This window comes from Cyanobacteria bacterium FACHB-DQ100 (genome assembly GCA_014695195.1).
Taxonomy (GTDB): Bacteria; Cyanobacteriota; Cyanobacteriia; order Leptolyngbyales; family Leptolyngbyaceae; genus Leptolyngbya.
This window is the reverse complement of the sequence record JACJNW010000023.1, coordinates 237,175-260,939: the sequence shown is the minus strand read 5'-3', so window position 1 is coordinate 260,939 and position 23,765 is coordinate 237,175. Positions and strand designations below refer to the sequence as shown.

Genomic DNA, 23,765 nt, shown 5'->3' with positions numbered 1-23,765 from the left:
CGATGATTGACAATACAACTTTGGCGACGATTCCGTCGCCTTGCTTTGTGCTGGATGAAGCGCGGCTTGAGCGCAATTTACAAGTGTTTGAGCGAGTCCAGCGATCGGCTCCCGTGAAAGTGCTACTGGCGCTGAAGGGGTATGCACTGTTTCATAGTTTTCCGATGATTCGGAAGTCTCTCGCCGGTGCTTCGGCAAGTTCGCTCTGGGAAGCTCGGTTAGCAGCAGAAGAGTTTGGCGGTGCGCTGCACGTTTACTCGCCTGCCTATCGCGATCAGGATTTGCCGGAATTGTTCGATCGTGCTTCTCATCTGACGTTTAATTCATTAAGCCAGTGGGAAAGATCGCGATCGTTGGCAGAGTCTACATCGATCGGACTGCGGATTAATCCGTTGTATTCCCCGGTCAAAACTGCGCTCTATAACCCGTGTCAGCCTGGATCACGTTTAGGAGTTTTGCCGGAGCAATTGGGCGATCGCTTACCCAATGGCATCAGTGGCTTTCTATCGCACAATCTCTGTGAAAGCGATTCTTTTGCGTTAGAAAAGACTCTGCTTCAGATTGAGCAGCACTATGGTCACTTGCTGCCTCAGATTCAGTGGTTGAATCTGGGCGGCGGGCATCTGATGACGCATGAAACTTATGATGTGGATCACGCGATCGCAGTGCTTTCTGCATTTCACGATCGCTATCCGCATTTGCAGTTGTACTTAGAGCCGGGGTCTGCGATCGTCTGGCAAACCGGATTCTTATTGAGCACAGTTCTAGATCTGATTCCGGTTCAGGATCTCACTCACGTCATGCTAGATGTGTCATTTAGCGCTCATATGCCTGACTGCTTAGAGATGCCGTATCAGCCTGCAATTGTCGGTGCTTCGGTGCTGGAAGCTGGAAAAGTCGGGTATCGTTTGGGTGGATCAAGCTGTTTAGCTGGGGATTTCCTCGGAGATTATCAGTTCGATCAACCCCTCTCGATCGGCGATCGCATTGTGTTTGAAGACATGATGCACTACACGATGGTTAAAACCACGATGTTCAACGGAGTAGCTCACCCCGCGATCGGCTGCCTCAAGCGAGATGGATCGTTTGAACTGTGGCGGCAGTTTGGCTACGAGGATTATCGCTCCAGAGTTGGGTGAAGATTGCAGAAGATCAACCGCGATCGTGAAAATCATGTTTTACGATGTGATTTGACGCGATCGTGGTTTCTTTATGTCTAAACGCAAAAAAGGCAAGCCAGAGTGGATCAAAGAAACGCTGCAAATGAGCGACAATCACGGCTGGAACTCTAAACCAGGCTACAAAATTTTTGTGGCGGGGCGGGGTGCCGTGCGATTTGATGTGCCGCAAGATTGGCATTTTGAACCCGATGAAAAATCTTTTTGCTTCCATGACGCGCCACCGCCAAACGACGACTGTCGGCTGGAAGTTTCTTACAACCACCTGCCCGAAAACGATTGGAGCTTGTTTCCACTCGCGCATACCGTAAAAAAGATTGCGATCGAAGACCGGCGCGATGTGATCGAGCAAAGCGAAGTTATCACACTAAAACGCCAAACTGCTCGAATTGCCTGGATACAAATTAAGTTCATCGATCCGAACGAAAATCGCGAAGCCTATTCCCGGATTTGTGTCGGGCTTGGCTCAAGGATTCAATGTCTGATCACGTTTGATTACTGGGCAGATCAAGCAGAAAAGCTCACGCCTGTTTGGGATGAAGTGATGAATTCGCTAGTGTTGGGCTTGTATATCCGCGATCTAATAACAGGCTTTGCGATGCCGGATTAATTAGACCTTTGCACGGGTTGCGGATGCCTATCGAATGGAATTCGGGCGTTGCATTTTATTCAGAATCTCGATCGTCCAGATTCGATTTCTGCTCCGATGATTTTGATTTTCCCGAATACCGTTCGATTAATGTGTTAAAAACACTATCTACAAAGCGATCGCTAAAGCCAATCAAAAACGATAATACAAGGATTACCTTCCCTGTAATTTGATTATCGCCGCTAGAAGGTAGAAACAATCCCGAAGTCAAAATCAAATAAAATGCAGAGCTTAGAACAATGCCTTGAACATGACGAGTAATCATCCATTTAGTTGCATCATCGAAAAAGTAGACAGACTTACGATTAAATCGATGAATTGTTGCAGCAAAACTACCAATAAAGCTCCAAATGATAACCGCTGCCGGAATTCCTAGAAGGTGAATGTTATGTTCAGCCAAAGGTTGATTTGAGTTAATAACGTTAAAAACCTTGATAAATCCAAGAAAAGAAATATCAGAAAGTTTTGGAAAAATTGTTGTGAGCAGTGGCAAAATGATAATGCAAGTTGCAATGAAAAGAATATAGCCAGTGACCATTGAAAGCGTTTTAGTACGGCGTCTCCGATCTTTCTTAACTAATTGCTCAACGTGTAATCGACGAAGTTCGATCGCAATCATGTCCCCAATCACTGCATTAGCTCTATCGTTATCGTCTAGTACATCCAGTTTTAATAGTTTTGTTGTACAAATCGTCGCTGAATCTTTAGGAGGATATTCGGTAGTTTCTAGAAGATGACTAATAGATTCAAGTAACATACTAATAATTTCGCAGTTACTTTCTGCTTCTTTTTTAAACTCTAAATGACCAATCTTAGAGACATACATTTTAATAACTTTTTCTCTGATTGAGATTGGCCCGATCGAGTTATTAAAAAGACCATTTAATCTCTGATAAATCAAATCAACCTTGTTTTTGAGATCTGCTAATTGCTTTCTTACCTTAGTATCATCAGCATCAGGAGTAGACCAAAGATCATTCAATTGATTGCTGTATTGCTTTAAGCAAACGGAATTTACAGGAGCTGCTAAATTCAACAGAGGCTCATAATCAGCTTCATTCTCCGACTTAAGGTAATTGGAATCAGATGTAGATTTTGATCGGCAATTCGGCTTACTTGGCGTTCCGATCGAGACGCGCACCGGGCCTAAACGTAACTGCCATCCAATTGGCTTGTGATTAACCTTACTTGGCGTTCCGATCGAGATTGCACGTAGCTTAATCAACGACACTAGCGCATCCGAAATGGGAATCAGCTTATTAATTTCCTTCTGCAAGCGCTCAAGCTCACCAGGATGTACAGAGTTCTCAGGATGTGTAAAGTCTAATTTGGGCAGTGTATTTCCGTTCATGTCTAGTACCTCAAAAGCTTGAATGAGATTCGTTAACGTAATGCTTTGCTCAGAAGCAGTGCGATCGTTGATGTTGAGTTGGCGATCGCACTTTCTAGCCTGTCTGTCACCCCGTAAGCTAAATGACCTTTCTGGCTTTCTCGTAGTATTGTTCACGATCGTCTAAACCGTTGTAACCTCCATTGACGCGAAACGTGACTTCCTCAACGGTTCCACCTCGGTCACATAACGCATTCATCTTGTTGTTGTGCCACCAAAATCCAGCGCTAGAGAAAGGATAGATTTTTGCAACATACTCACAGCCTTCCATCACCTTAGGATCACCGATCGCCTGCGCGAAAGCGGCATAGTTCGCTCGTCCGGTAAGCTGAATTGCGCCTGCTCCTTTGTACTTCGGACCGTCTCCCGGATGCACATTGCCCAAGTCAGCGCGGAATTCATAGGCAGTTCCACCGGCAAGTTCCTTTAACCAGCGCAGCCCACCAGACTCATGAGCAATCTGGCTGAGAAAGTGACGCATTCTTACGGGAGTGTTAATCTCATACCGTGCTAAACAAGCATTCAAATCCCGAAATTCTTGGTCATGGAGCGGATTGCCAAAAATTGCTTCTGCTTGCGCTTTGGTGATCAGGGCTGCTGCTGTAGAAGCAATGAACGGCTGCACTGCGCTGCTGCTTAATCCTTCCCAGTGTTCGTTGAACATATAGAATGTTCCGCTATTAGCTGCAAGTGTCACTTTGAAATGCCCATTCTCGGCAGTTTCAAAGCTAACCACCCCGTAGGATTTACCAACAGGAACGATTACAACTTCATGCGATTCAAGCTGTGATGAATCCAGCAGCTTTTTCTTTAGCTTAGTCTCAGTCTTAGCAACAATTGTGTGCATTGTTTTTGCTTAAATTTCCAATGAGTTTTCAGTAGACAAATGTGAGCAGCTTCAGAGCCGCTGGATGTCGATCGAGTCCTCGATCTCACTCTTGTACCAATTCCTTGCTCGGTGTAGTAACTTCCAAATCTTCCCCTCGCTGCTTAACCGAGAAGTCAGAGTCGCTTTTACCGGACTGAGCGAGACCCGCAGCACCTGCGATCGCGGTTCCTGCTAAGCCAAACGCAGCCGTTGCTTTTTCTTTATCGACATCCTTATTCACGACAACTAAGATTCCAATCGCAGCTCCGACTCCTGCTAAAACGAGGGGTGTTGCCGATCGAATAACTTCTGGATTCCAGAATTTCATAACTTGTTGCTCCTTTATAATTGCTGTGGTTCTTGAGGAGATGCGACCCTAGATTCCTTCAAAGAGGATTCAGTTTGTTAGTTCTTGATGATGTGAAACCAGGCGTTTTGCTCAGTTGAGAGCAATGTTTTGCGGTGGTAAATTGCATCCGCGTCACCATAGCCACTTGCCGCAACGCAGTAAGCATAGATGCCGTAGCTGGAGTAGCGTACATTATTGCCAGACTTGGAGGTGTCATACTGACCGCTCGAAAAATCAAACTCTGCATACGGATCATCAACGATGAAACGGTAAGAGAGTGTATTTGGGTCGGCTTCGTACCCAACCAGGCAGATGACATGACCCGAATGGCTGAACCAGCCATGAGTGATTACAACACAGCCATCATCAAGGGCAGCCTTAGCATCGTTCAAAGATCCCGTCAGAAGGAACTCGTAAGATTTGACACGCGGGCGAAGATATTTACCCATCACACTAGGATCGCCAGCAACACCGATCGCGTCTAAATCTGCGCGAATTCCATAAACGTCATCAGTCCCTAAAACTTTAGCAATACAAGCACTTTGGCAGGTATTCACATCAGGTTGTGCAACAAACTCTAGAACTTTGGACATGAAAGCGACTCCTATGAATTTGGGGTTTTTAGTTACAAATGAACCGTAACGTAATCTGCTTGACCAACTCATCTATTCGTGAATCTTAAGTTTTTTATAAACGATTTGACGGGCGGAAGAAGTCAGAATATAGTCGGACGAAAGTCAGAAGAAATACCGAAGAAAGTCGAAGTTTTCGTTTAACTCATTAGATTGAGTTTGTCAGAGCAAGGGATTCGCAGACCGCTGTAATTGCATCAGAAATAATCAACTAGCAAGGTGAAATTTCATCTTCGCTAACTTTTGCTGTTGAAGGATAAAGGAAATGACTACTGAGGAAGCATTAAAGACGATCGGACACGCTTTAGATCGGGGATATCTCAATCAAGTTGAAGAAATTGTATTTCGTGCAGTTTGGGAAGGTCGATCGTATCTTCAAACTGCCCAGATGTCGGGCTACGACTACGGTTATATCAAAGATACAGCCTACAAACTTTGGCGATCGCTTTCAGGCGCTTACAGCGAAAAAGTCACTAAGCACAACGTTAAAGCGATTGTACAGAGGGGTGGACAGAAACCGCTACAAGAATCACAATTTAGGTCGGAACAAATAACAGATTTTACAACATCTTATCAAGATTGGGGCGATGCCATTGATGTATCAACCTTCTACGATCGCACTCAAGAATTAACCAAACTGCAACAGTGGATCGTGTGTGATCGCTGTCGGTTGGTGACGCTACTCGGTCAAAGCGGGATCGGTAAAACAGCGTTATCGGTGAAATTAGCTCAGCTTGTAAAACCCGAATTTAAGTTTGTAATCTGGCGAAGTTTGCGCGATACACCTACGCTGACTGAGCTATTAACAGACTTAATTCAATTGCTTGCGCCCAACACTGATATTCCGGCAACTGTTGGTGGTCAACTTTCTCGATTGATTCACTGCTTGCGTGAGTCACGGTGTTTAGTCGTTCTGGATCACTTCGATATGCTCCTGACTGGTCGAACGCAATCAAATCAATATCAATTAAGCTATGAAGCCTACGGGGAGCTTTTGCGCCGCGTTGCAGAAATTCCTCATCAGAGTTGTGTTGTGCTAACGAGTCGAGCAAAGCCCGCCGAAGTGGTTGCGTTTGAAGGCGAAAAATTAGCAGTTCGATCGCTGCCCGTTGCTGGAGTAACGCCAGCAGCAGCAGAACAGATTCTAGCTGCAAAAGGCTTACAGGGAACTCCTGCGGAAATTGCAGCGATCGTAGCGCACTACGAAGGCAATCCTCTAGCGTTAAAGATTGCTGCAAGCTCAGTTCTCGATGTGTCTAACGGTAGCATTGAAAACTATTTGGGCGAACAAACACTCGATATTCAGACTGCTTAAATAGACCTCTTTCGTAGATCAAGAACTAAGCGCAAGTTCAAGATTGACAGTGCCCTCTCTCGCAAAGTGAGTCCGCGTTGGAGGGTTTTGTTTCTAGAGTCGCAAATTGATTCGCCCAGATTTCTTAATAGGATGGCCAGGTTGATACGATAATCAAGCGGTTTACAGTTTGATTCATGGTTCAGACGATTGTTGTGAAAATCGGGACTTCGAGCTTGACTCAGCCAGAGTCGGGACAGCTTGCATTGGCGACGATCGCGGCTTTGGTGGAAGTTTTAAGTCAGTTGCGCCGACAAGGACATCGCGTGGTGCTGGTGTCGTCCGGTGCGGTCGGCGTCGGATGTGCGCGATTAGGCTTGGTCGAACGTCCGCGATCGATGTCTCTTAAGCAAGCGGTTGCCGCAGTCGGTCAGGGGCGCTTGATGCGGATTTATGATGACTTTTTCACAGCGCTGCAACAACCGATCGCGCAAGTGCTGCTAACTCGTGGAGATTTGATTCAACGCAGCCGATACGTGAATATCCTCCGCACGTTTCAAGAGTTGCTCAATTTGGGGGTCATTCCGATCGTCAATGAAAACGATACGGTTGCTACCGATGAATTGAAGTTTGGCGATAACGATACACTCTCCGCACTGGTGGCAAGCGTGGTCGATGCGGATTGGTTGTTTTTGCTCACGGATGTCGATCGCTTATACTCTGCCGATCCCCGCAGCAATCCTGATGCTCAACCGATTACGATCGTCAACCATATCGATGAACTTGCACAGGTACAAACCGGAAGCTCCGGGACGCAATGGGGCACAGGGGGCATGGTCACGAAGATCGAAGCCGCTCGAATTGCCACGGGAGCAGGCGTGAGAACGGTGATTACCCAGGGTCGATCGCCGCAAAACCTACTGAAGATTCTTTCGGGTGAATTAATCGGCACTCAATTTGAACCGCAACCGCGTCCGTTTAATGCCCGTCAACGCTGGATTGCTCATGGTCTTGTTCCCGTTGGACAGTTGTATCTCGATGAAGGCGCGGTGAAGGCGATTCGGACATCCGGACGATCGCTCTTAGCTGCCGGAATTATTCAAGTCGAAGGCGAGTTCGATAGTCAGAACGCTGTCAAAATCTGCGATCGCTCCGGTGTCGAGATTGCGCGGGGCATCGTCAACTACAACAGTGACGAACTCGAAAAGATCCGGGGTCGTCAATCTGACGAAGTTGCAAAGATTCTCGGCTATGTGGGCGAAGAAACCGTTGTACATCGTGATAATCTTGTCCTTTCGTGATCGCCCCTGCTACAATTCAATCCCGAATAACCCCTCAATCCCGAATCACCCCTGCCGAGGAGACCTGTGACTCAAGTGACCTATTCTGAATCTGTGCAGTCCTTTCCAGTCCTAGGGCTACCGATGCACCTATTAAGCAGCTACGATCGCTGGCTGAGTGAGCGGATCGAGCAACGTTTGGGTTGTCATGTGATCACGCTAAACGCCGAGATGACGATGCAGGCAGAGCAAACTCCGGCACTGGCAAGGACAATTCATCAAGCTGAACTGGTGATTCCAGATGGATCAGGGATTGTGCTGTATGGACGGCTTCACGGCAAGCGCATCCAGCGAGTTCCGGGAATTGAACTGGCACAGACTTTACTGGAGCGATCGACCCAATTTAAAGAGCCTTGGTCGATTTTCTTCTTCGGCGGTGCGCCGGGTGTGGCTGAGACTGCGGCGCAAAATTGGCGACAAAAGATTCCAGGAATTTCGATCGTCGGAGTGCAAAACGGTTATCTCAAGCCCGAAGACGAAATGGAGTTTCTACACAGACTCAAAACGCTACAACCGCGTTTGATCTACGTGGGGTTGGGTGTGCCTCGCCAAGAGTTATGGATCGCACAGCATCGTCATCTTTGCCCGAATTCCGTTTGGGTTGGAGTCGGCGGCAGTTTCGATGTTTGGGCAGGCACAAAAAATCGCGCTCCTCAATGGCTCTGCGACAATCATTTAGAGTGGTCGTATCGACTGTATCAGGAACCCTGGCGCTGGAAGCGAATGATGGCGCTTCCAAAGTTTGTTTTGAGATCGGTCATGTATCGCCTAACCAAGCGCAATCCCGTAAGCGGATAAATGCACCGAATCGAGGATGTGTAACGGCATAGAATGAAGGCTGAAGGGGGATATCCTTCCTTCTTTGTATCCTTCATAGTTTAGATTCATGCTCCATCTCGAATTCAAGCAGCGACGCGATCGCTTTATGTCCAAAATCGGTAACGGAACCGCAATTTTCCGCAGTGCGCCGCTGGCGGTGATGCACAATGATGTGGAATACAATTTTCGCCAGGACAGCGATTTTTTCTACCTCACCGGATTTAACGAAGCAGATGCGGTTGCGGTATTTGCACCTTGGCATGAAGAACATAAGTTTATTCTGTTTGTGCAACCCAAGGATCGCGATAAAGAAACTTGGACGGGCTATCGAGTTGGAGTAGATGCGGCAAAAGAAAAGTATGGAGCCGATGAAGCTTATCCGATCACAGAATTGGATGAGAAGTTGGCGCAGTATGTCACTAAAGCAGAGCGAATTTATTATCACTTTGGACGCGATCGCGCCTTTAACGATCGCATCATTCGTTTGTGGCAGCGCTGTATTGCTCTACATGAACGGAATGGATTTGGCCCGACTGCGATCGAAGATCCAAGCTTCACGCTGCATCCGATGCGGTTGGTCAAGAGCGAACATGAACTTTCAGAAATGCGACGGGCGGTAGAAATTGCAGCGGAAGCTCATAATTTGGCGCTAGAGCTTCGCAAGCCTGGACTGTATGAGTATGAAATTCAAGCGCAGATGGAGCATCTCTTCCGGCTTAGGGGAGGACAGGGAATTGCTTACCCATCGATCGTCGCTTCAGGTCACAATTCCTGCATTCTGCACTACACCGAGAACGATCGCCAAATGCAACAGGGTGAATTGCTTCTAATTGATGCGGGATGTTCGTATAACTACTACAACTCAGATATCACTCGGACTTTCCCCGTGGGAGAGAAGTTCACCGAAGAACAGCGCGTTTTGTATGAGTTGGTATTGAAAGCGCAACTGGCTGCGATCGAGCAAGTCAAACCCGGAAATCCTTGGAATCAATTTCATGATGCTGCCGTTCGAGTGATCACCGAAGGCTTATTAGACCTGGGCTTGCTGCAAGGTGAGATCGAAGAAGTTATCAAAGAAGAGAAATACAAAGCCTTCTTCATGCACGGTACTGGGCATTGGTTGGGGTTAGATGTGCATGATGCCGGAGCGCGGAAGGTTGGCGAAAACTGGCTAAACTTCCAGTCAGGGCAAGTCGTGACCGTAGAACCCGGAATTTATATCAGATCGGACTTCCAACCCTTAGAAGGACAGCCCGAAGTCAGCGATCGCTGGCGCGGCATTGGCATTCGGATTGAGGATGATGTGTTGGTGACAGAAACCGGAAATGAAGTTCTTACGGCAGCCGTTCCGAAATCAATTGAAGCAATGGAGCGATAAGAGCGATGTTTGCACTCGTGTCTTGCGATCGCATCGAACTTCCACCCGGAGCCGTCCTGCGGCTTCCGGGAACTTGGCAGGACTACATCACTTTGAGCGAACAACGGGGAGATAAATCAATTCCTCGAATGAAGTATCGAGCTGGAGAGATTCTATTGATGTCACCGCTCCCCATACATGGACTAGGCGCAAATTTATTAGGCAATATTGTAGAAACGATTCTGGATCATCTAGAGCAGGAATACAATGCTTACACCCCTGTCACGATGACCATACCAGAAGCGTCTGGAATTGAGCCAGACGTTTGCTTTTACATTGATAACTGGCAAGTTTCATCCGGCAAAGATCGGATTGACTGGCAAGTTGATCCGCCCTTTGATTTGGTGATTGAAATGGATGTCACTAGCTATAGCAATGTGGATGATTATCTCCCTTTCAAAGTGCCGGAGGTGTGGATGTTCAAGAATAAGCAGCTTTGGATTTATGGATTAGAGAACGACGCTTACATACCACAAGAACGAAGTCGCTTTTTTCCAGAAACTCCTATCTTCGAGATTGTTGCTGAATGTGTTCAAATTGCCTCGGAGCGAACGACTAGCGCTGCAATTCGTAGTTTACGACAATGGTTAAATTAGGAGTAATCGCCTTATGACAACCACCTTAGTTCCATCTCAGAAACAAACTCCACTTCTGTTTGAAGCGCTTACCTGGCGGGAATTCAAAGCCGTTGAGCAATTGCTCGATCGTCCTGGCTATCGGCTTTCTTTTTTAGATGGAACGTTGGAGATTCGACAAATGCCTGGTGAACCACACGAAATGGTTAAAAAACGCATTGCTGCTCTCTTGGAGCTTTACCTATTGTTGAGAGGGTTCGACTTTACTCCTACAGGTTCGATGACCCTGGAGAGTGAATCTGGATTGGTCAAGCGAGAAGCTGATGAATTGTACAAATTTGCACCAGGAAGAGCGCATCCTGATTTAGCGATCGAGGTTGTTTTTACAAGCGGTGGCATCAATAAACTAGAAGCTTACAGACGCTTAAAGATTGCGGAAGTTTGGTTTTGGGAAGATGGTGTTTTAGAGATTTATCATCTACGGGGTGAAGGCGATCAGCTACGGTATGAAAAACTAACTAACAGCGAGGCAGTTCCCGGAATCGATCTTGAACTGTTTTTACGCTGTATCAATATGGTCAATCACGTTGAGGCAGTCAAAACGTTTCAACAAGCAATTCAGAAGTAAGGACAATGGAACTACCAGAATTAGATCGTGAGACGATCGATAGAATTCTCGAAATGGCATGGGAAGATCGCACTCCTTTTGAGGCGATCGAACTGCAATTCGGACTGAGCGAAAAACAAACGATCGCGCTGATGCGTCGGGAAATGCAGGAATCGAGCTTCAGAATGTGGCGCAAGCGAGTCAGTGGTCGTAAGACAAAACACTTAAAGCAGCGTGATTTTCTTGAAGGGCGGTTTCGCTCACAAAATCAAAAAGGCTCTTGAGCACAAATGCAGAGTTCTATTGAGAATTATTATTAATATGCTTGCTCTAAACTGCGAAATAATTGATAATTCTGGATCTCGGCTTATCGCAGTCACTAGAGCGCCTCATGTCAACCCCAAATTTTCTTAATGCCCTTAGCCGTCGGCAATTGATTCAGTTAGGACTGATTTCAGGGACAGGAGAGGAAATCTATGCCGATGTTGAAGATCAACTGAATGAGCGTAAAGTACCTGAATTCAAGAGTTCATTGATTGCGCTGCAAGATGAAGTCAAAGCTGGAGCTAAAAATGCAGAGAAAATCAGCACCGGATATCAATCTTCACTAAAGTCGATCGATGCTGCAATCAACGCTTTACCGGAATCTGAACGTCAATCTCCGAGATTTGTGCTGCAAGTGATCAATGGATTGTTAGATACGGCAAACTCGGAATATGGAGCGGCGATCGCAAACAATAAGATTTCTCATACCAGATTGATTTGTGGATGCGACAGATTCTCGCCCCCTAAGTCCCCCAGAATGGGGGACTTTGAGTATGATCTGTCGCATTCTATGTTTAATTCGGTATCAGCACTTTGTTTGGATACACCGATCGCTTGTATCTGGTTCAAGCTGTTGCTTACGTGGTCTTTCTGTTCACGGTGGGAAGCCTGTACTTTCAATCGCTGCTGGGTCGATCGTGGTTTTCACGGCGGCAAACTCCAAAGCAGAATTAATCCCATTCTGCCGCTTCTTCTGCTTCTGCTTGAGCGATCTCCCTTCTAACCGCTTGCCAATCAACACGCTTCTGATCTCGAATTAATTGTCCCTGCTGCAACTGTAGAACTCGATCGCTAAACTGTTCCGCCCATTCCAACTGATGCGTTACGACTAAAACTGTAGATTCTATTTGAGTCAGAATTCTTAGCAGTGTTTCATTCCGATTCGCATCTAGATTTGCGATCGGTTCATCGAGCAACAATACTTTGGGCTGACAAATGAGAGCGCGAGCGATCGCAATCCACTGCCGCTCTCCGGTTGAAAGCTCTAACTCAGATCGATCAAGCCATTCACGCGGAATGCTCATGCGGTCGATCGCGTGAGCAATTCGCTGATCAATCTCTCTAACATTTCTCAGTTTTAGCGGATAGCTCAATGCTTCTCTCACTGTCATTCCGAGTAGCTTCGGCTCTTGTGCAACAAACAGGATCTGCTGCCGTAACTGTAATACCGGAATGTCCTGATAACGGTTGCCTTCAAACTGAATCAATCCTGCACTTGGTTCTGCTAATCGATTGATCAATCTCAGCAATGTGGTTTTACCAGAACCCGAAGCCCCAACGATCGCAATCCGATCGCTTTTGTTCACCGTAAACGAAACATTTCGCAGAATCTCACTTCCTGCAATTGAAGTTCCTTTCTGCGTGATTCTGCTTGGAGCGAAGCTGACTTGATCTAACCGTATCAACATCAGATTTTTCCAAGCGAGATTGCTGTCGAAACTGTCCAAGCATCAATCAGCAACAACAAGAACGTGAATCCTAACAGAATCAAATACATCCACGGTTGCGACAACGGTTTCACATCAGTAGTATCAATGCCTGTTTCCGCTTGGACGCGATTCACTAATCGCGTAAATCCAGCCGCGCGCATTGGCAATAGATATCCTTCACCGGATTTACTTAGAAAGTAATAAACCAATCCGCCTTGTCCAGTCGATCGTGGCTTCAGCGCTTTGACTTCTGACCAAGGCAACTGCCACCCTTTGCGAAAGACCTTCGGAACCCAAGCAGGATAAGTCACTTGAATTCCGTCTGCATCCAAGATCACGCGCTCACTCAATGCACCAAATAATGCAATAAAGCCGATCGCAATTCCCGCCCATAGCCATCCACTTGGAACCGGAGCATCGGTGGTTTCAGCCAGCACAGGAAGCGGAGTTGTTAATGCAATATACAAACTGAGCAACGTCAATCGAATCAACGGCGAAATCCGAAAAACATCAGTTGAGGGCGTTTCAGTTGTGGACGTTTCAGAAGTCATGCAATTTCACCAATCCAACTCAGAATCTTACGATTTACGATTTCCGGTTGTTCATCGTGCGGACAATGACCCGCATTTTCAATCTCAACCAGTTCCAGCTTTTGATTGAGTTTGACACAAAATGCAGCCAGACTCGGCGGCACAAACTTATCCTGCTTGCCCCAAAACAACAGCATTGGAATCGTCATCGTCGGCAAAATCGATCGCGCCCGATAGTCCGTAATCTTTGGAGTTGTCACCATTGATCGCAACGCCTTGACCGCACGGGGATCACGCGCCGGAATTGATAAAATTTCCACCAGTTCATCGGTAATTCCGTCGGAACTCGCATACGCCTGCCGCGCCCACAGCCGAATCAAGCGCGAACTCCGCAACACGCGAAAGAACGGATTAAAAATCAGTGGAAACGTGAAAATACTCTTACCCACGGCTGCGATCGGACGAAACACTTTCACCAGCGCTCCCGCCCATTCCGGCGAATCCAGCACCGAAGAATCTGGCAGATTCAGCATCACCACCCCTCTCACCATTTCGGGATACGCCTTCGCCACCGCCAAACACACCGAAGACCCGATCGAATTCCCAATTAACACCACAGGCTCCCCCACAAAGGTTAGCCAAAAATCATGCACTTGTTCGATCCACAGCGCCACATTGTAAGGCGCGATCGCTTTCTCCGAAGCCCCGAACCCCAACAAATCCAAGGCATACACCGTATGATGCTGGCTTAACACCGAGACATTATGCCGCCAATGCCCGATCGAAGCTCCGAATCCATGAATCAGCAGCAACGGCGGCGAACTTTCTGATTTTTGCGATCGCTGATAAGTATATCGGGTTTGCCATCCGCGCCAGATCCAATCGCGCTGACTCCCAATCCGCTGCCGCCAAGGTAAAGCATCTACCACAATTTCACCGATATCACTCTGTTAATCTATTTTAATCGGATGCCCGAACCCCGGATTTTTGATTCCTGCTTTAGAATTTACGTAACAAACTAGAGAGAAATTTCCCCAGACTGAGTAGAATGGCGAATACAAACTCTCAGTTCGACCCCTCGATCGAGCTAATTTCATCGATCGAATCGTGTCGCCCTTATTCACATTATTCAACAGGTGCTTGTGATAGAAAAAAGACCCAATCGAGATATGCCCGTAATCAACGAGCGAATTCGATTTCCCAAAGTTCGTGTGATCGATGCAGATGGCTCTCAGCTAGGGATTATGACCTCGCGTGAAGCACAAACGATGGCAGACGAAAAGGAACTCGACCTCGTACTTGTGAGCGACAAGGCTGATCCCCCTGTCGTCAAAATTATCGACTACGGTAAGCACAAATTCGAGCAGGAAAAGAAAGCCAAAGAAGCGAAGAAAAAGCAGCATACCGTAGACGTGAAGGAAGTCAAAATGCGGTACAAGATTGAGGAACACGATTACAACGTGCGAATCACCCAAGCCGAACGCTTCCTCAAAGCTGGCGATAAAGTCAAAGCGACGATCATGTTCCGAGGGCGAGAAATTCAGCACAGTGATCTTGCGGAGACTCTGCTAAAACGAATGGCGACCGACCTCCAGGAAATTGCTGAAGTGCAACAAGCGCCGAAGAAAGAAGGGCGGAATATGATGATGCTGCTGGCACCGAAGAAGTAGGGAGTAGAGAAATCCTCCCCAACTTTTAAGCCAAATGACTGGGACAACGGGATGATTTCTCGCTGTCCCTTTTGCGTGTTTTGGGGGTTGCACACAATATCTTCGATCGCATCTTGGGCATCTTAGAAAGGATTCCGAGATCAGAGGAATCCTGTGCATGACTTAACCGGACACCCCATATGGCTTCGACAAATCAAGCTTCCAAGAGAGTCGGAGAACATCCCTTTCTCCGCTGGATTAATCTTCGCTCTGGTGAAGGCAATCGAACGTTTTGGATGTTCGCCTTCTATACCTTCACGTCAACGGGGTTGATGTGGCTCGAAGCCTGTTCGGTTGAGATGTTTCTCGCACAGTTCGGAGCCGCGAACTTACCCTTAATCTATATCGTGAGTGCGGTGATTAAGATTGGCTTGGGATGGCTGTATTCTGAGCTTCAGCGCTACTTACCCTTGAGAATGGTGATTGTGGCGATCGCCCTGCTGCTCGCGTCTCCATTGCCGATTTTTTCACTCGGTTTAAGCGGTGCGTTTGGAAACACGATCGGACAGTTCTACGCGCTGCAAGTAACCGTCTTTGCCATGCAGCTTTGGCTTGAAGCCAGCCATGTTCTCAATGATCTCAATGCCTCGATTACCGCAAATCAGCTCTTCAACATTCGGGAAATTAAGCGCACCTATCCGCTGATTAGCAGCGGAATTTTGGTCGCAGATGTTGTGGGCGGATTCTCGCTGCCGTTTGTGTTGGGATTGTTTGCACGAGACACAGCGGTTTCACAAGTGTTGCTGATTGCTTTCGCATTTATGGTCGTTGGCGTAATCATTCTCTGCGGTCTGAGCCACACTTATCAACAGTCGTTTCCAGAAGGGCGACGCAAACGGGAAGAGCCGATCGCGGAGCATTCTACAACGCGACTGCGAGGACAGACGCGGCGATATATGCGGCTGTTGCAGATTTTCTTTGCGCTGGCTCAAGTCTTCTTGCTGCTGGTTGAATTTCAGTTTCTGACTCAACTAGGTCGCCATTCTGGAGCTTCGGTGCAGCTCGGCGGTGGTGAGGTTGCCGGATTTTTGGGAATCTTTAATGGCTCATTGGGAATTTGTGAGTTGGCGATGCAGTGGTTATTTTCGAGCCGCATTCTCGATCGCATGGGAGTATTCCGATCGCTGATGTTGCTGCCGATGATCGTAATTGCATTTACCGGAGTGTCGATCGCGGGAATGTCTTCAGTATTTCTGAGCGTTCTAGCAATGCGGTTTTTCTATGAGTTGCTGCACTACACTTTGCTGAGTGGCAGTGTGCCGTTTTTGTTTTACTCAGTGCCGGATCACCTGAGAAACCGAGAACAGGCAAAAGTGCGCGGCATTGCTGAACCCATTTCAACCGCGATCACCGGGCTGGTTCTGTTGGGACTGGGGAGAGTGGGGGCAAATGGAATCGGAGTTGCAGAGCAGAACTTGAATTTGGGGTTGATGATTCTGTTTGCACTCGGCTGGCTTGCGACGATCGTTTTACTCAAAAAAGAGTATCTCAATCTCTTAGTGCTGAATGCGGGACGGGGGCAACTGAGTACCTCAGACGTAGATATGAAAGCGCTGCGGCAAAAGACGATCGAAACCCTGGAAACCCCCGGAGCCGATGAAGATAAACGCGCCTGTATTGAATTCTTGAGCCAAATCGACGGTAAGAATGCGGCGGAAGTGCTTGCGCCATTGCTGTTAAAGCTCACTCCCGAATTGCAGCACAGAAGCATCGAAGTCATGCTGAATCATCCCAATCCAGCCTTCTTAAATCCAGTCAAGTCGCTCTGCTCTCAACGTCCTGAACCAGAAGTCATGGCAGTCGCCCTAGAATATATCTGGACGACCGGAGAGACGACTGCTTTTAGTGAACTGCGGCATTATCTCAAGCCAAGTCAGCCCTCGATCGTTCGCGCTACGGCTGCATCGTTGATTCTGCGTCAGGGTACGATGTCGGAAAAAGCAGAGGCAACCTATGTGTTACAGGCACTGTTAACACACAAACAGATGCAAGAACGGGTAATCGGTTGTCGAGCATTAGGCGGCGTAGTGCATTTGCAAGGATTGCGGCTCTGGCTCAAACCTTATATTCCAAGACTGTTAAAAGATCCCTCGATCGAAGTGAAATCTGCCACGCTCGAAGCGATCGCAGCGACTCGATCCGAGGAGTTTTACCGCTATTTGCTCAGCGGGTTGTATTGTCGTCCGACGCGCCCAGCCGCAAAATCAGCGCTGGTTCGTCTCGGTGATGAGGCATTACCCAGGCTGATTCGACTTGCCGATGATGTAGAACGTCCGCCGCTCGTTCGGAGTGAAGCTTTTAGCGCGATCGGTCAAATTGGCACACCCGAAGCGATCGATCTTCTAATTTCCCGCTTGGTGACTTCTTGGGGAACCACACGACGCTTACTGCTGCGGATTCTCCTAAAAGTACCAAACGAACGCGGCATCGAAGCGGTTGCAGAGCGTTTAGGCAGAGCGGGAATCGAGGAACTGATCGAACAAGAGTTAATGTTTATGGGGCAAATCTATGCCGCATTAATGGATCTGATTGAAGACCGAGTGCGCTGCGAAGAGACGAAACTGCTCAGAGCCGCCCTGGAAATTTTGCCGAAAGACAGCATCGAGCGATTGTTTCTGCTGATGAAGTTTCTTTATCCGATCGGCTCGATTCGAGTGGCAGAATTCAACTTCCAGTCTGATTCTCGTGCAGCGATCGCTCAAGGCTTAGAAATTCTCGATAGTACGCTCGACATTGCTAGTAAGAGAGCACTACTGGGGGTACTCGATCGAGAATTACCGATGGATAAGCTGCAAAGTTTATCGAGTCTTGTACCCTACACCCCGATGCAGCCCGATGCACGGCTGAATCATTTGCTCGAACTGCGGCATTTTATCTCAGATTGGGCACTCGCCTGCTGCTTTCATTTATCTAGGCGGGCACGCTGGAAGAATCTTAATCCAGATGCGATTCGATCCAGTTTGCGGCATCCCAGAGGATATGTGCGAGAAGCGGTATTGAGCTATGTTGCAGAGCAATATCCGCAACAGTTAGGGCGAGTTTTACAAGGATTCCAAAATGAGCGCGATCCGATCGTGGCAAAGCAGGTAAAACAGATGATGCAGGAGTCGGAGATTATCCTACCCGAAGAAATTTCGCGGGTGGTTCCCCGACATCCGAATCTCAGGGTGATCTAGTTGTTGTGTGAGAAAACGTGAGCGATGCTGAACAGTTTTGAGCGATTGCTGCTAGTACGAGGCGTTCCCATCTTTAAGGAACTGCGGGACGATTTTCTGGTGCGGTTGGCATCGATTATGGAAGAACGATCGTATGCGGTGCGGGAAACTATTCTGATCGAAGGTCAAGAAGGTCGATCGATGTATGTGATTTCCAAAGGAGTTGTCCGGGTGCATAACGGTAGCCGAGATTTGACATTTTGCAAGCGCGGCGATTTTTTTGGAGAGATGTCGCTGTTTGATTCTGCTCCCCGATCGGCTTCAGTGACCGCGATCGAGCCGTGTGAATGTTTGGTGCTCACTCAGCAGCAGCTTTATGAAGCAGTGGATGAAACGCCCGGAATTGCCCTGAATCTGATCAAAATTCTCTCGAATCGGGTGCGAGACATGAACAAAGAAATCGAAGTGCGAGATCAAGAAATCCGGACGCTCAAAGGCGAGCCGATTACGAAGATTCAGTAGAGTGAAGATTCAGTAGAGTGAAGATTCAGTAGAGTGAAGATTCAGTAGAGTCGAGCGCTTCTTTTGCAAGCTGCAAAATTTCCGATTTCACTTGTTCATGATGATTAGCTGCACACCAGGGACGCAGATACAGAATCGTGCTTTCTGGTGTAATCGATTCTACATGGCAAGTGGGCCTTGGTTCTCGCAAAACGAGCGGATGCGGTTGCACCAAAGACAGTAAGTGCGTAATGGTGGATTCGATGTCGCGTTTGCCAATATCAATGTGCAAATCGACTCGTCGAGTGCCCATGATGGTATTGTTTTTCAGCGTTCCGCTAAATAAATTACTGTTGGGAACGGTGATGCGAACATTGTCCGCAGCCACGATCGTGGTCGAAAACAGCCCAATATTATCCACAGTTCCAGAGACTCCTGCGCCTTCGATCGCATCTCCGACTTCAAACGGTCGGAAACTCACTAGCATCACGCCTGCGGCAAAGTGAGACAGGCTATTTTGCAGCGCTAGACCGATCGCTAGACCTGCCGCACCAATTACAGCAACGATCGTGGTCGTTTGCAGTCCGACTGCGTTGAGTGCCGCGACACCGCCTGCCATCCACACTAAAATTCCTGCCACTTGAATCAAGAATTTTTGCAGCGTCGGTTCTGCATACTTCAGCAAGCGAAATCCGATCGGTCTAATTAGATTCACTGTCCAGCGCGTGAATAGAAGAATCACGATCGCCCAAGCCAGCTTCGGGAGAACCTGAAGCGCTAAATTGATCAGATTGCGTTGCAGGAATAACTGATTAATGTTTTCGTTAATTGCAGTTGCTGCCTGAGCGCTGACGAATAGCATAGAAACTCCTTCTTTGTTGTCCTCGCTAGATTAATACATGAGAAATGGAAGCAGTCCTGAAGGGGATCAGTGTACCGCGATCGCGGCGACACGACTGATCACGCCACGACCAGAAATTTCGCAACGCTCAATTCAAGTACACCGTTCACCCATCAAATTGGTATCAGGTTGAACCTTTACGATCGCCCTTCAGTCTAAGGAGTGAAGCTGATTCGTTGGCTTTCAACTGTTCACTTTTCTACAGAAATGATGAAAAAATTCTCACTGATCCTCCCCGGTGCGATCGCGCTTTTGATGGTCGCAACTCCCTTTGCGGTTCAGGCTCGTCCTTCTGGCTTGTTATCACAGCAAACCCAGCAACAACCCAAACGCGATCGAGCGAACAAACTCAATCTCACGGATGCTCAGAAGCAGCAAGCAAAAGCGATTCGAGATCAAGTCCGCGATGGCATCGTTCGGGAAGTGCTGACGCAAGCCCAGCGCGATCAGTACAATGCGGCAAAGCAGCGCAACGAAAGAGTATCCTGGCGATCGCTGAATCTTTCTGACCAGCAAAAAACCGAGATTCGGAGCCGGATGCGGGCAGCTAAGGAGCGTATGGAGCGCGAAGTGTTGACGCAAGAGCAGCGCGACCTGATGCAACAGAGACGCAGCCAGCGCCAACAGCGCGGAGTTCGTCCAGGGGCATAGTCCAAGCTCATCATCTTAAGAGTTCATCGAGGGCATCTGAATTAGATGCCTTTTCTTTTTGTAATTGGCAAAGTTCTCCTGAAACGATCGATTGACACAAGTACCCCCAAGTGATGATAATGGGAGTTTGTTGAAAACTTTAGACTCCTGAAATCCCTTGGCTAACGTAGTTGTAATAGGTGCCCAGTGGGGCGATGAAGGTAAAGGCAAAATTACCGATCTGTTGAGCAAATCGGCGGATGTCGTTGTACGCTATCAAGGCGGTGTTAATGCTGGGCATACGGTCGTTGTCAAGGATCAGACCTTCAAGCTTCACCTCATTCCGTCTGGAATTCTGTACCCGGATACCGAGTGTATTATCGGTTGTGGAACCGTCATTGATCCGAAGGTTTTGATCGAAGAACTCGATCAAATCGAAGCGCTCGGCATTACGACGAAGAATTTGCTGATTTCTGAAACGGCGCATGTGACGATGCCGTATCACCGTTTAATCGATAAAGCTGCAGAAGAGCAGCGCGGCAATCACAAAATTGGTACGACTGGGCGCGGAATTGGTCCAACCTACGCCGATAAGTCGGAGCGGGTAGGCGTTCGAGTGATTGACTTGATGAATCCGGAAGGGTTCCGTGAGCAACTGGAATGGACGATCGCACAAAAGAACCTCATTCTCGAAAAGCTCTACAATCTGCCCCCGTTGAATGCCGAAGAGGTTTTCACCGAGTACATGGGCTATGCAGAACGGTTGCGCCCTCATGTCGTCGATAGTTCTCTGAAGATCTACGATGCGATTCGCCGCAAGCGCAATGTGCTATTTGAAGGCGCTCAAGGAACGTTACTGGATCTTGATCATGGCACTTACCCGTATGTGACCTCCTCGAATCCGGTATCGGGCGGTGCGTGTGTTGGAACGGGGATTGGCCCAACCGTGATTGATCGCGTCATCGGAGTGGCGAAAGCGTATACGACTCGCGTGGGTGAAGGCCCATTCCCCACCGAACTGCACGAAGAAATGGGCGCGTTGCTGTGCGATCGCGGTGCTGAATTCGGCACGACGACTGGACGACAACGGCGCTGTGGCTGGTTTGATGCAGTGATTGGACGGTACGCCGTTCGCATCAATGGTCTAGATTGTCTAGCGATTACGAAGCTGGATGTCTTAGACGCAATGGACGAAATCAAAGTATGTGTTGCCTACGAAATCGATGGGCAGCGCTGCGAAGATTTTCCCAGTAATTCGCGCTTGTTTGCTCAATGCAAGCCGATTTACGAAACCCTTCCCGGATGGAAGCGATCGACCGAAGACTGTCGATCGCTCGACGACTTGCCAAAAGAAGCGCTTGATTATCTCAAGTTTTTGGCAGAATTAATGGATGTACCGATCGCGATCGTTTCTCTGGGAGCCAAACGCGATCAAACCATTATTGTTGAAGATCCCATCCACGGACCCAAACGAGCGCTTTTGTACACCAACGAAACGCCTCAGCCTGCTAACGTTTAGTTACTTTTAGGTTAAATTATGCCGTTCTCGATCGAAGCTCAAAAACGTCCCGAAGGAAGCAAGCCGAATGCGCTGCGTCGCGATGGCAGAATTCCTGCAACTTTGTACGGTCACAATGGAGTCGAGTCCATTCAGCTCGTCGTCGATGCGAAAGCTGCGGGCTTCTTAGTCCGGGATGCTGCACCGAATAAGTCGGTTGTAGAAGTGAGCATTCCAGAATTGTCCTGGAATGGTAAGACTGTGATGCGCGAAGTACAAACCCATCCGTGGAAAGGTTCGCTCTATCACATCAGCTTCTTTGCTCAAAAAGATTAGTCAAAGATTTGTCGTTGCGGCTTGCCGACGAATCTAAGGTATATAAAGCTAGGGAGAGATCCCTGGCTTTTTTAGTGAATGGAATTATGACGACTACGACTCTTCCGCCGATTGTTGAAGCACTGCTTGATCCGACAATCTATGACCATCCGGTGAAGGATACGATCGAGCTTGTACAGACCCACGTTTCTTATGTCTTTCTCACCGGGGACTATGTTTATAAGCTGAAAAAGCCTGTGAATTTTGGCTTCTTGGACTATTCCACGCTGGAGAAACGCAAACATTTTTGTGATGAAGAGTTGCGGTTAAATCAGCGCGGCGCGGCAGAATTGTATCTAGGTGTATTGCCCGTTACGCAGGTGGGCGAGAAGTTCATTTTGGGCGGAGACGGTGAGGCTGTTGATTATGTCGTAAAGATGCAACAGTTTCCGCAGGAGGCATTGCTGAGTGAAATGTACGATCGCGGCGAACTCACCGAACAGCATTTGATTGATCTAGCAAAAGTTTTGGCAGCGTTCCACAAGTCCGCACCAACGAACGACTACATTCTGAGCTTTGGGGAAGTATCGCAGATTCGACAAGCGATCGACGAGAACTATGAACAAACCGTCGGATACATTGGTGTTGCTCAAACTCAAGAACAATTCGATCAAACAAAAGCTTACACCGATAAGCTATTTGCTGAGAATGAAGCTTTGTTTAAGAGTCGGGTTGAGCATCAATTCATTCGTGAATGTCACGGTGATGTTCACTTGAGAAATATTTGCTTCTGGAACAACAAGATTTTACTGTTCGATTGCATTGAGTTTAATGAGCCGTTCCGCTTTGTCGATACGATGTTCGACATTGCTTACATCATCATGGATTTTGATGCTCGAAATCGCTCTGATCTGAGCAATCTATTTTTGAATGCTTATCTTGAGCAATCGGGCGACTGGGAAGGCTTACAAGTTCTGCCGCTTTACAACAGCCGTCAGTCTTATGTGCGGGCAAAGGTGACATCGTTTTTGCTGAGCGATCCGAGTGTTCCGGAGTCTGTTAAGGCAGAGTCGAAAGAGACTGCAAGCCGCTACTATCGCTTGTCTTGGGAATATACCAAACCCAAACAAGGCAAGCTCATTTTGATGTCGGGACTATCGGGATCAGGCAAAAGCACGATCGCATCGAAACTGGCGCGAGAATCAGGAGCCATTCAAATTCGCTCTGATGCGGTGCGTAAACATTTAGGTGGCATTGGGTTAGATGAAAAAGGCGGTGATTCGCTTTACAGTGCTGAAATGACGCAAAAGACTTACGATCGTCTCCTGAATTTGGGCATCACTTTGGCATCTCAAGGGTACACCGTGATTCTGGATGCGAAATACGATCGTCAATCCTTACGCGCTCCGGTAATCGAGCAAGCACAAGCAAAGGGAATTGAGATCGAGATTCTTTACTGTGAAGCCCCGGAAGAGGTGTTGCGCGATCGGATTGCGCAGCGTCAAGGAGATATTTCTGATGCGAATCTCGGTGTCTTGGCTCAACAATCCTTTGAAGCATTTACTGAGACTGAGATGCCCTTGGTCAAAACAGTGAGCTAAGTCAACTGTTATGGAGGCAGAACTGGTTTTGCCTCTATACTTGAAACTACTCC

General features: G+C 47.8%; 24 protein-coding genes and 1 pseudogene. 17 read left to right on the top strand and 8 right to left on the bottom strand.

Translation table 11 applies throughout. The annotated features are described in order from the left end of the window. Window positions 1-2: 2 nt before the first annotated feature. Both nspC and H6F51_09315 read left to right on the top strand, forming a co-directional pair. Entirely contained in the window at window positions 3-1,139 is a 1,137-nt protein-coding gene (gene nspC / locus H6F51_09320; protein MBD1822696.1) for a carboxynorspermidine decarboxylase, read from the top strand. A gap of 73 nt (window positions 1,140-1,212) precedes the next feature. Next, window positions 1,213-1,788 carry a hypothetical protein gene (locus tag H6F51_09315; GenBank protein ID MBD1822695.1) on the top strand — a complete coding sequence of 192 codons (576 nt, stop codon included), beginning with the start codon at window positions 1,213-1,215 and terminating at the stop codon, window positions 1,786-1,788. Window positions 1,789-1,843: 55 nt separating this feature from the next. On the opposite strand, the gene H6F51_09310 is transcribed toward H6F51_09315, so the two are convergent. The 4 genes from H6F51_09310 to H6F51_09295 form a co-directional block, all read right to left on the bottom strand. Next, window positions 1,844-3,334, bottom strand: coding sequence for a hypothetical protein (locus H6F51_09310; protein ID MBD1822694.1), 1,491 nt, complete (start codon window positions 3,332-3,334; stop codon window positions 1,844-1,846). Continuing rightward, window positions 3,297-4,064 carry a chitinase gene (locus H6F51_09305; protein ID MBD1822693.1) on the bottom strand — a complete coding sequence of 256 codons (768 nt, stop codon included), beginning with the start codon at window positions 4,062-4,064 and terminating at the stop codon, window positions 3,297-3,299. The genes H6F51_09310 and H6F51_09305 overlap by 38 nt, the downstream gene beginning before the upstream one ends. Before the next feature lie 85 nt (window positions 4,065-4,149). Further along, entirely contained in the window at window positions 4,150-4,413 is a 264-nt protein-coding gene (locus H6F51_09300; protein MBD1822692.1) for a hypothetical protein, read from the bottom strand. A gap of 77 nt (window positions 4,414-4,490) precedes the next feature. Beyond that, the gene (locus tag H6F51_09295; GenBank protein ID MBD1822691.1) at window positions 4,491-5,027 is read right to left on the bottom strand and encodes a hypothetical protein; all 537 of its coding nucleotides are present in this window, start codon (window positions 5,025-5,027) and stop codon (window positions 4,491-4,493) included. Window positions 5,028-5,331: 304 nt separating this feature from the next. On the opposite strand from H6F51_09295, the gene H6F51_09290 reads away from it, so the two are divergent. From H6F51_09290 to H6F51_09255, 8 genes and pseudogenes are all read left to right on the top strand, one after another. Beyond that, window positions 5,332-6,381: an NACHT domain-containing protein gene (locus H6F51_09290; GenBank protein ID MBD1822690.1), complete on the top strand. Its 1,050-nt coding sequence runs from the start codon at window positions 5,332-5,334 to the stop codon at window positions 6,379-6,381. A gap of 176 nt (window positions 6,382-6,557) precedes the next feature. Further along, window positions 6,558-7,661, top strand: coding sequence for a glutamate 5-kinase (gene proB, locus H6F51_09285; protein ID MBD1822689.1), 1,104 nt, complete (start codon window positions 6,558-6,560; stop codon window positions 7,659-7,661). 123 nt (window positions 7,662-7,784) lie between these two features. Next, window positions 7,785-8,498 (top strand): WecB/TagA/CpsF family glycosyltransferase, encoded by a 714-nt coding sequence (locus tag H6F51_09280; protein MBD1822688.1) that lies wholly within the window; start codon window positions 7,785-7,787, stop codon window positions 8,496-8,498. Between the two features lie 88 nt (window positions 8,499-8,586). After that, window positions 8,587-9,897: an aminopeptidase P N-terminal domain-containing protein gene (locus H6F51_09275; GenBank protein MBD1822687.1), complete on the top strand. Its 1,311-nt coding sequence runs from the start codon at window positions 8,587-8,589 to the stop codon at window positions 9,895-9,897. A gap of 5 nt (window positions 9,898-9,902) precedes the next feature. Further along, complete coding sequence (locus tag H6F51_09270; GenBank protein ID MBD1822686.1) at window positions 9,903-10,532, top strand: Uma2 family endonuclease; 630 nt, start codon at window positions 9,903-9,905, stop codon at window positions 10,530-10,532. A 13-nt stretch (window positions 10,533-10,545) separates the two neighbouring features. After that, the gene (locus tag H6F51_09265) at window positions 10,546-11,139 is read left to right on the top strand and encodes a Uma2 family endonuclease (GenBank protein ID MBD1822685.1); all 594 of its coding nucleotides are present in this window, start codon (window positions 10,546-10,548) and stop codon (window positions 11,137-11,139) included. 5 nt (window positions 11,140-11,144) lie between these two features. Beyond that, window positions 11,145-11,402, top strand: a complete 258-nt coding sequence (locus H6F51_09260; GenBank protein ID MBD1822684.1) for a TIGR03643 family protein — start codon at window positions 11,145-11,147, stop codon at window positions 11,400-11,402. Window positions 11,403-11,584: 182 nt separating this feature from the next. Continuing rightward, window positions 11,585-11,863, top strand: a pseudogene (locus H6F51_09255) (helix-hairpin-helix domain-containing protein). Window positions 11,864-12,113: 250 nt separating this feature from the next. On the opposite strand, the gene H6F51_09250 reads toward H6F51_09255, so the two are convergent. The 3 genes from H6F51_09250 to H6F51_09240 are packed head-to-tail and all read right to left on the bottom strand — an operon-like array spanning window position 12,114 to window position 14,331. After that, a complete protein-coding gene (locus tag H6F51_09250) occupies window positions 12,114-12,851 on the bottom strand; it encodes an ATP-binding cassette domain-containing protein (GenBank protein MBD1822683.1) in 738 nt (245 codons plus the stop codon). Continuing rightward, window positions 12,851-13,423: a hypothetical protein gene (locus tag H6F51_09245; protein ID MBD1822682.1), complete on the bottom strand. Its 573-nt coding sequence runs from the start codon at window positions 13,421-13,423 to the stop codon at window positions 12,851-12,853. The genes H6F51_09250 and H6F51_09245 overlap by 1 nt, the downstream gene beginning before the upstream one ends. Further along, a complete protein-coding gene (locus H6F51_09240; protein MBD1822681.1) occupies window positions 13,420-14,331 on the bottom strand; it encodes an alpha/beta fold hydrolase in 912 nt (303 codons plus the stop codon). The genes H6F51_09245 and H6F51_09240 overlap by 4 nt, the downstream gene beginning before the upstream one ends. Window positions 14,332-14,538: 207 nt before the next feature. On the opposite strand from H6F51_09240, the gene H6F51_09235 reads away from it, so the two are divergent. The 3 genes from H6F51_09235 (at window position 14,539) to H6F51_09225 (ending at window position 18,788) form a co-directional block, all read left to right on the top strand. Beyond that, window positions 14,539-15,072: a translation initiation factor IF-3 gene (locus H6F51_09235; GenBank protein MBD1822680.1), complete on the top strand. Its 534-nt coding sequence runs from the start codon at window positions 14,539-14,541 to the stop codon at window positions 15,070-15,072. 179 nt (window positions 15,073-15,251) lie between these two features. Next, a complete protein-coding gene (locus H6F51_09230) occupies window positions 15,252-18,287 on the top strand; it encodes a HEAT repeat domain-containing protein (GenBank protein ID MBD1822679.1) in 3,036 nt (1,011 codons plus the stop codon). Between the two features lie 24 nt (window positions 18,288-18,311). After that, window positions 18,312-18,788, top strand: a complete 477-nt coding sequence (locus H6F51_09225; GenBank protein MBD1822678.1) for a cyclic nucleotide-binding domain-containing protein — start codon at window positions 18,312-18,314, stop codon at window positions 18,786-18,788. A gap of 25 nt (window positions 18,789-18,813) precedes the next feature. Here the strand turns inward: H6F51_09225 and H6F51_09220 are convergent, their stop codons facing one another. Further along, a complete protein-coding gene (locus H6F51_09220; protein MBD1822677.1) occupies window positions 18,814-19,629 on the bottom strand; it encodes a mechanosensitive ion channel family protein in 816 nt (271 codons plus the stop codon). A gap of 249 nt (window positions 19,630-19,878) precedes the next feature. On the opposite strand from H6F51_09220, the gene H6F51_09215 reads away from it, so the two are divergent. From H6F51_09215 to H6F51_09200, 4 genes are all read left to right on the top strand, one after another. Further along, a complete protein-coding gene (locus tag H6F51_09215; GenBank protein ID MBD1822676.1) occupies window positions 19,879-20,319 on the top strand; it encodes a P pilus assembly/Cpx signaling pathway, periplasmic inhibitor/zinc-resistance associated protein in 441 nt (146 codons plus the stop codon). A gap of 157 nt (window positions 20,320-20,476) precedes the next feature. Continuing rightward, entirely contained in the window at window positions 20,477-21,817 is a 1,341-nt protein-coding gene (locus H6F51_09210) for an adenylosuccinate synthase (protein ID MBD1822675.1), read from the top strand. Window positions 21,818-21,835: 18 nt separating this feature from the next. Further along, window positions 21,836-22,132, top strand: coding sequence for a 50S ribosomal protein L25 (gene rplY, locus H6F51_09205; protein ID MBD1822674.1), 297 nt, complete (start codon window positions 21,836-21,838; stop codon window positions 22,130-22,132). An 86-nt stretch (window positions 22,133-22,218) separates the two neighbouring features. Further along, on the top strand, window positions 22,219-23,712 hold the full coding sequence (locus H6F51_09200; protein ID MBD1822673.1) for an AAA family ATPase: 1,494 nt from the start codon (window positions 22,219-22,221) through the stop codon (window positions 23,710-23,712). Window positions 23,713-23,765 lie beyond the last annotated feature (53 nt).